Annotated in this window: 8 protein-coding genes; 1 reads left to right on the top strand and 7 read right to left on the bottom strand. The window is 72.3% G+C overall.

All coding sequences use genetic code 11. The features are described 5' to 3' along the window. Nucleotides 1–437: 437 nt before the first annotated feature. Genes ACQP2O_RS07350 through ACQP2O_RS07335 form a run of 4 tightly spaced genes read right to left on the bottom strand, consistent with a single transcriptional unit; the run spans nucleotide 438 to nucleotide 4,321 of the window. On the bottom strand, nucleotides 438–1,076 hold the full coding sequence (locus ACQP2O_RS07350) for a hypothetical protein (RefSeq protein ID WP_433181103.1): 639 nt from the start codon (nucleotides 1,074–1,076) through the stop codon (nucleotides 438–440). 16 nt (nucleotides 1,077–1,092) lie between these two features. Then, the gene (locus ACQP2O_RS07345; protein ID WP_433181101.1) at nucleotides 1,093–2,370 is read right to left on the bottom strand and encodes an ABC transporter permease; all 1,278 of its coding nucleotides are present in this window, start codon (nucleotides 2,368–2,370) and stop codon (nucleotides 1,093–1,095) included. Beyond that, a complete protein-coding gene (locus ACQP2O_RS07340) occupies nucleotides 2,367–3,101 on the bottom strand; it encodes an ABC transporter ATP-binding protein (RefSeq protein ID WP_433181100.1) in 735 nt (244 codons plus the stop codon). The genes ACQP2O_RS07345 and ACQP2O_RS07340 overlap by 4 nt, the downstream gene beginning before the upstream one ends. Beyond that, entirely contained in the window at nucleotides 3,098–4,321 is a 1,224-nt protein-coding gene (locus ACQP2O_RS07335) for an efflux RND transporter periplasmic adaptor subunit (protein WP_433181099.1), read from the bottom strand. The genes ACQP2O_RS07340 and ACQP2O_RS07335 overlap by 4 nt, the downstream gene beginning before the upstream one ends. 189 nt (nucleotides 4,322–4,510) lie before the next feature. Between ACQP2O_RS07335 and ACQP2O_RS07330 the strand changes: the two genes are divergently transcribed. Then, nucleotides 4,511–6,001: an efflux RND transporter periplasmic adaptor subunit gene (locus tag ACQP2O_RS07330; protein WP_433181097.1), complete on the top strand. Its 1,491-nt coding sequence runs from the start codon at nucleotides 4,511–4,513 to the stop codon at nucleotides 5,999–6,001. 1,326 nt (nucleotides 6,002–7,327) lie between these two features. Here ACQP2O_RS07330 and ACQP2O_RS07325 read toward each other — a convergent pair. The 3 genes from ACQP2O_RS07325 to ACQP2O_RS07315 form a co-directional block, all read right to left on the bottom strand. Then, a complete protein-coding gene (locus ACQP2O_RS07325) occupies nucleotides 7,328–8,941 on the bottom strand; it encodes a trypsin-like peptidase domain-containing protein (protein ID WP_433181095.1) in 1,614 nt (537 codons plus the stop codon). An 806-nt stretch (nucleotides 8,942–9,747) separates the two neighbouring features. Further along, complete coding sequence (locus tag ACQP2O_RS07320) at nucleotides 9,748–11,223, bottom strand: sensor histidine kinase (protein WP_433181093.1); 1,476 nt, start codon at nucleotides 11,221–11,223, stop codon at nucleotides 9,748–9,750. After that, the gene (locus ACQP2O_RS07315; RefSeq protein WP_345434396.1) at nucleotides 11,223–11,918 is read right to left on the bottom strand and encodes a response regulator transcription factor; all 696 of its coding nucleotides are present in this window, start codon (nucleotides 11,916–11,918) and stop codon (nucleotides 11,223–11,225) included. Before ACQP2O_RS07315 ends, ACQP2O_RS07320 begins: the two co-directional genes overlap by 1 nt. Nucleotides 11,919–11,971: the final 53 nt, after the last annotated feature.

The following is an 11,971-nucleotide window of genomic DNA, read 5'->3' as shown; positions in this document are numbered from 1 at the left end:
AAGCGGCACGGGCGGGGTCTACGCCCCAAGCCGATGAGGGCGGGGGCCAGTGCCTCAAGATGGCACCGGTTGGGTCTGCACCACAAGCCGATGCAGGCGGGGCCGGTGGCCCAAGCCGATGCAGGCGGGGGCCGCTGCCCCAAGGCGGCACAGGCCGGACCTACGCCCCAAGCCAACGCGGACGGGGCCCAGTGCGCCAAGACGGCACAGGCAGGGCTGGTGCCCCGAGCCGATGCGGGCGGGGGCCGCTGCCCCAGGGCAACACGGGCCGGGCCTACACCCCAAGGCGGAACGGACCGGGGGCCTGCGCCCCTGGACGGCCGGCCCGCCGGTCGTGGTCGAAGTAGTGCCGTCTGTAGGACCCTGGCACGTTGCCCACCGCGGCCCCCAGCGCAGCCGCGCGCCGGGGGCTCACTCACAGGGCAGGCGGCGCCGTCTCAGTGGTTCTGGGTCACCGTGGTGGCGGTCACGCTGCCGTCCTGGCCGGGCGTGCCCTGGACGACGATGGACGCGCCGGTCTTGAGGTCGGTGAGTTTCGCGCTCTTGGTGACGGAGACCTTGGTGGAGCCGGTCGTCTTCACGCGCACGATCCCGTTGGCCGTCTGGACGTAGATGACGTCGCCGTCGATGAGTTTGACCGTGCCGGTCGTGCCCGCGCCGCCGGGCGCGGCACCGCCGCCCGCGCCCGGGGCGGTGCCGGGCGCCGCGCCGCCCTGGCCCGTCCCTCCCTGGCCGAAGCCGCCCTGGCCGAACGCGCCGCGCTGGCCCGTTCCCCCGCCGAAGCCGAGGTAGCCGCCCCCGCCCTGGCCGGATCCACGCGCGAACTGGGCGAACCCCGTGGGCGACTGCTTCGTGCCCCAGTGCTTGTCCGCCTGCACTCCCCCGACGAAACCCGCGACGACCAGCACTCCGGCCGCGAGGAGCGCGGTGGCCGAGGGGATCCGGCGGGCCGGTCGCGGCTCGGCGGCCGCGAGTTCCTCGGTCAGATCCCCCTCGAACGGCGAGGTGCGCAGCAACTCTTCCGGCGGCACGTCATCGAGCGGTGCGTCACTGCCCTTGCGCCGTGTACCAGGCATGGTTCTTCCTTATTCGCTATTCGTGGCGGAGTGCTTCGATGGGCCGGAGCTTGGCCGCCCGGTTGGCCGGGTAGCTGCCGAAGAACAGACCGATCGCGACCGATACGCCGAGCGCCAGTGCGATCGACGATGGCACGATCACCGGCTGCACGCCGACGACCTTGAACTGGCTGCCGATCACGCCCGCGGCGACCCCGAGCAGCCCGCCCAGGAGACTGAGCACGGTCGCCTCGACGAGGAACTGGCCGAGGATGGCGCCGCGCGGCGCTCCGATGGCCTTGCGGATGCCGATCTCGCGGGTCCGCTCGGTGACGGTCACCAGCATGATGTTGGTGATACCGATGCCGCCGACGAGCAGGCTGATGGCCGCGACCGCGCCGAGCAGCACGGTGAACGTCCGGCTGCTGCTGCTGATCGCCGACTGCAGGCTCGCCTGGTTCAGGATCTGGAAGTCGGCGGTGTTGGAACCGGTGATGTCGTGCCGCTGGTTCAGGATGTCGGTGACCTCGGACTGCGCGGTGTCCACCGCCTTCGGCGTCTTGGCCTGGACGACGATCTGGTTCAGCGCCCCGTAGCCGGTCAGGCTCTGCTGAACGGCCGGCAGCGGCGCGATCGCGACGTCGTCGGCGTCCTGGAAGCCGGACGAGCCCTTGGTCTTCAGGACCCCGACGACGGTGAAGTTCACCCCGCTGACGGTGATCTGTTTGCCCACCGGGTCGACCGTGCCGAACAGGTCCTCGGCCACCGTGTTCCCGATGACCACGACCTTGCGGCCGTTCAGTACGTCGTCATCGGTGAAGTACGTCCCCCGGGCCACCGGGTCGTTGGAGGCGTCGAAGTACGCCGGGTAGGTGCCGACGAACTGCTGGATCGCGTGGGCGGTCCCTTCGTACGTCGAGTTCACGGACGATGAGGTGACCACCGGCGAGACGGTCTTGACCGAGGGGGCGTTCGCCGAGTCGGCCAGGGCGCGGGCGTCCTCGACGGTCAGGGTCTTGGCCTGCGCGCGCGGCCCGGTCTGCTGCTGCGCCCGCCCGCTGCCGCCTCCCCCGCCGAAGAGGCGGGCGAACCCCCCACCGCCGCCGCGTCCGCCCGCGGTGGACGGCATGACGGTCAGGGTGTTCGTGCCGAGCCGTTCGATGTTCTTCTGCACCTGCTGGGACGAGCCGTTCCCGACCGCCACCAGCATGATCACAGCGCCGACGCCGATGAGGATGCCGAGGGTGGTCAGGCCGCTGCGCAGCTTGTTCGCGGCGAGCCCGCGCAGGGCGAACCGGAGTACTTCCAGCGTCATCGGAGGTCCGCCCCCATCCCCGCCGGTCCGTGCGGCGGACGGGCCACGGGAGCCGTACGGCGGTCCTCGACGATGCGCCCGTCGACCAGCCGGATCACCCGCTTGGCACGGCGCGCGACGTCGTCCTCGTGAGTGATCAGCACGATGGTGCGGCCGTCGGCGTTGAGGCGGTCGAGTACGCCCAGCACGTCGGCGGTCGAGTGGGTGTCGAGGTTGCCGGTGGGTTCGTCGGCGAGCAGGAGCGCCGGCGCGGTGACGAGGGCGCGGGCGACGGCGACGCGCTGCTGCTGGCCGCCGGACAGCTCGTTCGGTTCGTGGCCGACCCGGTCGGCGAGGCCGACCTGTTCCAGGGCGGCGAGGGCCCGCCGCCTCCGCTCCGCTGCCTTCACGCCGCCATACGCGAGCGGCAGTTCGACGTTGGCCAGGGCGCTCATCCGCGGGATCAGGTTGAAGGACTGGAACACGAACCCGATGCGCCGATTGCGCAGGATCGCCAGCCGCCGGTCGTCGAGCGCGCCGACGTCCAGCCCGTCGAGGAGGTACCGGCCTCCGGTGGGCACGTCGAGGCAGCCCAGGATGTTCATGAGCGTCGACTTGCCCGAGCCGGACGCCCCCATGATCGCGACATAGTCGCCCTCGTCGACGGCGAGGCGGACGCCGCGCAGCGCGTGCACCGCCGTGTCACCCGCCCCGTACACCTTGGTCACGTCCTGGACGTCGAGGACGGTCACCCTCGGCCTCCGGCGCCGGCACCGCCGCGGGCGCCGCCGAGTCCGCCGCCTCCGCCGCCCACGCCGGGGAAGCGGCCCGACGGGAATCCACCGGTGCCCGTCGTCGCGGTGGACGTGATCACGACCTGGTCGCCGTCGCCCAGTCCCGACGTGATCTGGGTGCCCTGGTCACCCTGGACGCCGGTCTGCACGAGCCGGATCGCCTGCTTATCTCCCTGCAGCACGGTCACCGTGCTGCGGCCCCCGGCGGTCCGGACGGCGGCGGTCGGGACGTACAGCACGTTCTCCGCCCGCGCGGTGGTCACCCGGACGGTGGCGGTGGCGCCGATGCGGAGGCCGGTGGGCGGGTGGGTGAGCGAGACGGTCACGCCGTACTGCACGACGTTGTTCGAGGTGGTCGCGGTCTGGTCGATCTGGGTGACCTTGCCCGCCGCCTGGGCGTTCTGGACGGCGTCGAAGGTCACGCTCGCCTGCTGGCCCTTCTTGACCTTGGCGACGTCGGCCTCCGTGAAGTTTCCGGTGACCACGAGCTTGGAGGTGTCGGCGATCGTCATGAACCCGCCGCCCGACCCGCTCGAGGAGCCGGCCGAACCGCCCGAGCCGGCCGAGCCGCCGCCCGACCCGCCGGAGCCCCCGCCGGAGCCCCCGCCGGAGCCCGCAGAGCCGCCGGAACCCGACGATCCCGACGTTCCGGCCGACCCGCTGGTCGATCCGCTGGAGGAGCCGCCGACCGTTCCGTTGACCGCGACGATGGTGCCGCCGAACGGCGCGGTGAGCTCGGTACCGTCCAGGGCGCGCTTGGCACTGTTGTAGGACGTCTTCGCCTGCATGTAGGACGAGTAGCCCGAGGCCGTCGACGTGTCACCGGCCTCGGCTGCGTCGAGGGCGGCCTGCGCGGCCTGGAGGTTGTCGCGGGCGTTCGCGTCGTCGACGGTGGCGAGCACCTGGCCCTTGTCGACCTTGTCGCCCACCTGAACGTTGATCTTGTCGACGGTGCCGCTCGTGGTGAACGAGAGGTCGCGGGACTTGGCGCTCGCGACCGTGCCGGAGGCCGACACCGAGGCGACGATGGTGCCACGGCTCACCCGGACGATCCGGCCCGGCGACGAAGCGCCCGCGTGATCGTCCAGCGAAAGGTACGCGAACCCGGCACCGCCGATGAGTACCACGGCCAGCGCGCCGTTGATCAGCACGCCACGGCGACGGAGGAGGGATTTCACTCGCCACAGCGTCCAGGAGACTGCTTGGACGAACCTGATCCGACCCTGAAAGCTTTCTGTGAGCCGTACGGCCGTCGCGCAGGTGTCGAGGCCGCGACCAGTGGCCCGCCATGCTCGGAGAGCCCGCCTTCAGCTAACTCTGAGGATGGGTTCGGGTCCCTGTGACCTTCATCCGCCAGGATCCGACGCGTGAATCGGCCGACCATGCGCGACCTTCGGAGACCACCGTGGCTCACCGCCGGAGCGGTGGTCATGCTGACCACCGGGGTGGTGGCCGTCGGCGACACCAATGCGAGCGGCACGGCGTACGCCGTGGTACGGCGCGGGGACGTGACGGCGACGGCGGGCGCCGCGGGGAGCGTACGGAGCGCGGACACCCGCGATCTCGTCTTCGGCACCTCGGGAACGGTGAAGGAGATCGACGTCGCGCCGGGTGCCCGGGTACGGGCCGGCCAGGTCCTCGCCCGTCTCGACGACACCGCTGCCCAGGAGCAGGTGGAGGTCGCCGACGCCGCGCTCGCGGCGGCGCAGAGCACCTACGCCAACGCGCTGAACGGCGTGTGCACGGGTTCCGGCGGCGCCGGCGGGTCCGGCGCGGGGAGCGGGTCCGGCGCGGGGAGCGGATCCGGGAACACCGCCGCGGCCGGCGGAACCGGGGGCGGGGGCGGGGGCGGGGGCGGGGGCGGGGGCGGGGCGACGGTACAGACGGCCGGCTACCGGCGTCCTCGCCCGACACGGACGCCCACCCCGCAGCCCACCAGCACCTCACCCACCCCTACGCCGACCCCAACTCCGACTCCGACCTCGCCGACACCCACTCCGACCCCGACCCCGACGCCCACCCACACGCCGCGGCCGACCGGGAGTCCCAAGCCCACCGGCCATCCCCGGCCGAGCGGTCACCCCAAGCCGAGCGGTCACCCGAAGCCCGGCGGCCACGGGGCACACGGCGGCAAGCCCGGCTCGGGCGGTGGTCGTCCCAGCGGCGGCGGTGCGGGCAAGGGAGGCGGCTGCCAGGCGGGCGCCGCCGAACAGGCCTCCGCGAAGGTCACCCAGGCCGAGGTCGACGTACGACAGGCCGAGCGCACGCTGTCCGCGACCACGCTCAAAGCCCCCATCGCGGGCACCGTGCTGTCGATCGCCGGAACGGCAGGTTCCCAGGTCGGCACGAGCGCGGGCGGCTTCATCACGCTGGGCGACTTGACCGACCTCCAGGTGCGGGCCCTGTTCTCGCTCGGCGACGTCGAAAGGCTCAAGATCGGCCAGCGGGCGACGGTCGGGCTCGGAATGTCGACGAACGGGCAGTACTCCGGCGCCGTCACCGGCATCGACCCGGCGGCCACCACCAGCGGCAACCTCGCGCGGGTCGGCGTGAACATCTCCCTCGACGACCCGCCGGCCGGCGTACTGGTGGGCATGAGCGCGACCGTCGATGTCGTGACCGCGCAGGCCCAGAGCGTGCTGTACGTTCCCTCCGACGTGGTCCGAACCGAGCCCGACGGCACGGCCACCGTGCTCGTACGGCACGACGGACGCACCATCACCCGGACCGTACGCCTCGGGGTGCGAAGCGACCGGTACGTCGCGGTCACCGGCGGCCTGTCCCCCGGCGACCACGTGGTGATGCCGACCGGAACCGGCCCGGACGGTTTTCCGGACGGCGCCTTCCCCGGCGCCTGACGCCCGCCCGCCCACCTCGAAGCCAGACGGAGCTCCGGCTCGCCGGCTAAGTGCCGACGAGACCGATCGCCCGTGACCGATGGACAGAGCGCCAGACCGCCGGGGCACCCGCGCCAGCCCCCGGGCCGGCCGCGCCAGCCCCGGGGGGCCGACTGCGCCAGGCCGCCAGGTCGACCGCGCCAGCCTTCCGGGGGTCAGCCGCGTCAGGCCGCCGCGACCACACCAGCCCCCGGGGCCGACCGCGTCAGACCGCCGGGTCGACTGCGTCAGCCCCCGAGGGGCGACCGCGTCAGACCGCCGGGTCGACTGCGTCAGCCCCCGAGGGGCGACCGCGTCAGACCGCCGGGTCGACTGCGTCAGCCCCCGAGGGGCGACCGCGTCAGGCCGCCGGGTCGGCCACGCGCCGTCCCCGCCCGCGCTGAGACAGATCGGTCCGGTCCTGTCGCCGGTGCTGGTACATCAGTGAGCGCCGGCGTCCTGGTCGGGGGCCTGGGGCGCGTCGGATGAACCTTGTTCGTGGCGAGCGGCGATCCAGAGTGTGTCTCGCAAAGGCAGAGGAGGTAGGCGACCAGGTTTTGGCTGCTGGTATCTCCCGGGCCGCCGAGGGCAAGGTGGTCGGCGAAGCACCCTCCGCGCGTTTTCGTGGGGTGGGGCGGCAACGCCGCGAGGCGCGCCCCGGATGTCGCGCGACCGGACAAGGATCCACCAGACGCGCCCTGTCACCCGGCCGACGATGCCTCGGATGGTCGAGGCGTCCCGGCACCGTACGGTGTCGAGACGACCTGGCCAGGGCGGTACGCGGTGTCGAGACGACCCCACCAGGCCGTACGTGTCGAGACGACCTCACCCGAGCCGTACACGGAGTCGAGACGACCCCACCGGGGCCCGTACGGTGAGGTGCGCGGAGAGCGTGGCAGATCGAGAGTTCACCGCGATGGTCCTGCCCGGACGTCTGCCTCGTCCGTGGTGATCGACGCCCCGGCGTGCGCACTGTTCACGGCGTCCGCCGCTCCGGCGGACGGCTTTCGGGGCCGGCGACCATCGAAGCGGGCTCCGGGGACGACCGCCTGATCTTCGGCGGTCACTGGCCGGCGTCGATGGCGGTTGGTCGTCGAGCCGGTCTGCGGAGGGGCCTTGTCGTGGCGGGCACCGGCCTGGTCGGGGCCGGACAGGCCGGGCGCGATCCCGTCGGCATGGAACCACATGCGGCTGCGTGCGCTGCATGCGGTTGTGCGCGGACGCGGGCGGCCCGGCGAAGGGGGTCCGTGTGTGGGACGCTCTCCGCCGGGCCGTCCGGGCGGTTCCCCGCCCGGCGCGTCGCTCGGGTCAGCTGCCCGAGTTGGACGCGAGGGTCACGCTGGCCGTGTGCTTGCTGCCGTTGCGGACGTAGGTCAGCGAGATCTTGTCGCCGGGCTGGTGTCCGCGGATCGCCGCGGACAGGGTCTGCGCGTCGGTGACGGCCTTGCCGTCGGCCTGGGTGACGACGTCGCCCTGCTGAAGGCCGGCCGATGCCGCCGGTGTTCCCTTCTGCACGCCCGCGATCAGGGCGCCCTGCTGGTCGCCGGCCGCGTCGGACAGCGAAACACCGAGGTAGGCGTGGGTGGCCTTACCCGACTTGATGAGCTGGTCGGAGACCTGCCGGGCGGTGTCGATCGGGATCGCGAACCCGACGCCGATGTTTCCGTTGCTGCCGCCCGAGGTGGCGATCGCCGTGTTGATGCCGATGACCTGGCCCGAGGCGTTCACCAGCGGACCGCCGGAGTTGCCCGGGTTGATCGCCGCGTCGGTCTGGATCGCGTCACCGATGGTCGCCGACGAGCTGTTCGACTGGCCCTGCCGGCCCCCGAACCCGGGAGGCTGCTGCTGCTCGTTGTCGCCCTCGTTGAGGGTGCGGTGCAGCGCGCTGACGATGCCGGAGGTCACCGACCCCTCCAGGCCGAGCGGGCTGCCGATCGCCACCACCGAATCGCCGACCTGCAGTTGGTCGCTGTTGCCGAGCGTCGCGGGCTTGAGCCCGGACACGCCGGCCGCCTTGATCACCGCGAGGTCCGTCGACGGGTCCGTGCCGAGCACGGTGGCCGACGCCTTCTTGCCGTCACTGAAGTTCACTGAGATCTGGCCGCCCTGGGCGGCGTCGGCCACGACATGGTTGTTGGTGAGGATCACGCCGTCGGAGCGCAGGATGACCCCGGACCCCTCGCCCTGGCCGGTCTCGGTGGTCACCGTGATGGACACGACGCTCGGCTGCACCGCCTGGGCGATGGCCGCGATGCCGGTGACGCTCTTGTTGGAGGCCGGCTGGACGGCGGTCGGGCTCGCGAACACGGTGCGGCCGTTGTCGATCAGCGCCGCGACGGCACCGCCGGCGATTCCCCCGGTGAGTACCAGGGCGAGCGCGACGCCACCGGCCGCCGCCCTCCGCCGCGCCGTCCACCAGCCGGACGGCTTCGCCTCCCCTTGCTGGTGGTACGCGTACGAGCCCCCGTAGGGCGGCACCTCAGCCCCGGAACCGTACGCGCCCGGGGACGGTCGCTCTCCCGTCGCCCCGTACGCCGCCGCCTCCTGTGGAGCGCCGTACGGCTGATCGTCGCGGCCGTCTTGTGCCTCCGGTCCCGGCTGCGTTCCCTGGGGTCCGTACGCCGCCTCCTGCGGCGCGCCGTACGGCTGATCGTCGCGGCCGTCTTGTGCTTGCGGTCCAGGCTGCGGTCCCTGCGGGCCGTACGCCTGCGGCCCGCCCTGCGTCTCGTGCGCCGGCGATGCCGGGGTCCCCGGTCCGGGTCGCTCCCCGTACGGAGACTGCTCGGCCGGTGGCCAAGAGCGGACGTCGTCGGGCTGTGCTTCGGATGTGGACGAGGAACCCGTCCGTGACTCCACGGATGGTGTCGTCCCGGCCTGCGATTCCTCGGGACGCTCGCCCGCGGGCCGGTCGTGGGTTTCCATTGCTTCGTCCCCCAAAGTCCGTACTTTGTCTGACTCTTTGAGGATGACCGCCCGGCCTGGAGCGCTCCTGAGGCGACCCTGAAAGTTCTCCCAATAAGGCCCTGATAAGAGCCGAAGACGGCCGGGCGCGGCACCCCGCCGCATCGTCGTCGCAGGCGGGGACGGCCTCGCATGGTCGGCGCCCGCATGGCCGATGCCTCGCGTACGTACGCGGTCGCGTCGGCCGTGCCCGTCGGACAGCCGTCCGCGTACAGCTTGCCCGTCGGCTGGAAGAGCTCGAGCGGCGGCTCGATCGGGGTGGCGGCGTATGCGCTGCTCATCGAGCACGGCATCGGGCCGCGGGTCGGCGGCCACGGCCGCGCCGTGCTCCGCACCGGCGCTGAGCGCGGCCTAAGCCGCCACAAGATTGCTGCGCGGCCCGGTGCAGCGCAATTGACGGCGGCGGACCCGCGTCGAGCAAGCCGGCCGCGCAGCTATGCCGCGACCGGCGCCGCCACCCGCCTCATGAGGGCACCGGCGACAGGACGGCGGTCGTCGCGCGGGACCCACGAGCCGGGGTCAGCGGCCCGCAAATGCCGGTGGCGGCGTGCGCGCCGACCATCGAGCACAGCGTCGTACAGCAAGGTCGGTGGCCTCGCGTGGTCGGCGGCCACAAATGCCGGTGGCGTCATCCGGCGGCCGATCCGGCTCTCGGGCCTGCCGCTCTCGTATCCGGCGGCCTATCCGGCTCCCGGGGCCCGCCGCTCTCGTATCCGGCCCGGAGGGGCTCGCGGCGGTGGCCTCGGCTGGAGCGCGGAGGCCGCCTGTTATGTGCGGGCCGCCTCGGCCGGATCAGCGTCGATCGCGTCCGGGTCCAGTGGAAGGGTGACCAGGAAGGTGGCGCCGCTGTCAGGGGCCGTCTCCACCTCCACTACGCCGCCGTGGGCGTGGACCAGTCCGGCGACGATCGCCAGCCCCAGCCCGGTGCCGCCTCGGCCTCGCGCGGGATCCGCACGGTAGAACCGCTCGAACACCCGCTCCGCCTCCTCGGGCGGCATGCCCGGCCCCTGGTCGGCGACCTCGAGTGCGGCCGCGGGAGCGTCGCCGAGCCGACCGGAGCGGACGGTCACCTCGATCGGCGTGCCGGCCGGGGTGTGCTGCAGCGCGTTGCTCAGGAGGTTGCGGATAACCTGCCGCAGACGTAGCTCATCGCCGGTGACGATGAACGCCGAACCGCTGCGCACCGAGAGCGTGATCTCGCGATCGCGGTCCAGCACGCGCGCGTCGTGGACGGCGTCGGCGGCCAGGGCGAGCAGGTCGACGGGAAGCGTGTCGAGGGGGCGCTGCTGGTCGAGGCGAGCCAGGAGCAGCAGGTCGTCGACGAGCGCACCCATCCGGACCGCCTCGTCCTCGACCCGGCCGATGAGCTTGTCCAGTTCGGCGCGGTCGACGTCGCCGCGCTGGCGGTAGTACTCCGCGAATCCCCTGATCACGCTGAGCGGCGTGCGCAGTTCGTGGCTGGCGTCGGCGACGAAGCGGCGCATCCGCTCCTCGGACTCGCGGGCGGTGGCCTCGGACCGCGCCTGTGCGTGGAAGGCCGACTCGATCTGAGCGAGCATGCCGTTGAGGGCGTCCCCAAGACGGCCGACCTCGGTACGCGGGTCGGCGTCGGGCACGCGACGTGACAGATCTCCGGTCGCGATGGCGGCGGCCGTGTGCTCGATCTGCTGGAGGGAGCGCAGGCTGGCACCGACGATGGCGATCCCCAGCCCGGCGACGAGGACCAAGGCGACGCTGCCGACGATCAGCTCGACGCCGACGAGCTTCCCCACCGTGTGTCCGGCATCGGTGAAATCGCTGCCCACCACGACGTAGCCGCTGCCCACCGGCTCGATGTGCACGCGCCAGCGTGCGTCCCCGCCCACCGCTCCGACGGTGACCGACCCGTGAGCATGCTCCGTCAGCCAGACCGGGTCCTCCGGGACGTCGGGATCCGACTTGACGATCCCCCAGGACGACGCTGCGGGGATTTCTTCGAGGACCTTGCCCTGGGCATCGCGTATCTGAACGGCGTACTGCCCGCTCTGGCGGGGCAAGGGCTTACCGCTTCTGACCGCGTTGAGCGTCCGCTTGGTCGCGTCGCCCAGCTGAGCGTCGGTACGGCTCAGCAGGTAGGAGCGCATCACCGAGACGCTGGCGACGCCGACCACGATCAGGGCCAGGGTGACCAGCGTCAGGACGGCGGCGATGAGCTTGGTCCGCAGGGGGGTCCGGGCGGACAGGCTCCGCACCCAGGCGGCCATCAGCGTTCCGGCGGCAGGCGCAGCACGTAACCGACGCCGCGCAGCGTATGGATGAGGCGCGGGCCGAGCTTGTCGAGCTTGCGGCGCAGCACCGAGACGTAGGACTCGACGATGCCCGTGTCGCCGCGGAAGTCGTAGTCCCAGACGTGGTCGAGGATCTGCGCCTTGGACAGCACGCGATTGGCGTTGGTCATGAAGTAGCGCAGCAGCTTGAACTCGGTGGGCGACAGCTGGATGGGCTTGCCCGCCCGCCAGACCTCGTGACTCTCCTCGTCGAGTTCGAGGTCGGCGAAGCTCAGCCGGGGCGGGGGCTCGGCCGGGCCGCCCTGGGCGCGGCGCAGCACGGCGCGGATGCGCGCGATGACCTCCTCGAGGCTGAACGGCTTGGTGACGTAGTCGTCGCCGCCCAGCGTCAGGCCGCGGATCTTGTCCTGAGTGGCGTCCCTCGCGGTCAGGAACAGCACGGGAATGTGGGCCCCGCCGCCGCGTAGCCGCCGGATGACGTCGAAGCCGTCCATGTCGGGCAGCATGACGTCCAGCACGATCAGATCCGGCCGGCGCTGCAGGGCGACCTGGACGGCCTCGGTGCCGCCGGTCGCCGTCGCCACCTCGAATCCCGCGTACCGCAGACTGCCGGACAGCAGCTCGAGGATGTTGGGTTCGTCTTCGACCACCAGGAGACGCGCTTCACTCACCCCTCCATAGTGACCTGCGGAGTTGAGGACTACCTGAAGGCGTCCTGAGAGCC

The sequence above is a fragment of the Actinoallomurus sp. CA-150999 genome (assembly GCF_050942425.1).
Taxonomy (GTDB): domain Bacteria; phylum Actinomycetota; class Actinomycetes; order Streptosporangiales; family Streptosporangiaceae; genus Actinoallomurus.
This window is presented reverse-complemented; position numbering and strand designations above follow the sequence as displayed.

What these genes read in the sequence shown, in the direction of transcription:
- ACQP2O_RS07325 (WP_433181095.1), bottom strand. Translation starts at nt 8,941, where the DNA reads ATGGAAACCCACGACCGGCCCGCGGGCGAGCGTCCCGAGGAATCGCAG.
- ACQP2O_RS07350 (WP_433181103.1), bottom strand. Translation starts at nt 1,076, where the DNA reads ATGCCTGGTACACGGCGCAAGGGCAGTGACGCACCGCTCGATGACGTG.
- ACQP2O_RS07320 (WP_433181093.1), bottom strand. Translation starts at nt 11,223, where the DNA reads ATGGCCGCCTGGGTGCGGAGCCTGTCCGCCCGGACCCCCCTGCGGACC.
- ACQP2O_RS07345 (WP_433181101.1), bottom strand. Translation starts at nt 2,370, where the DNA reads ATGACGCTGGAAGTACTCCGGTTCGCCCTGCGCGGGCTCGCCGCGAAC.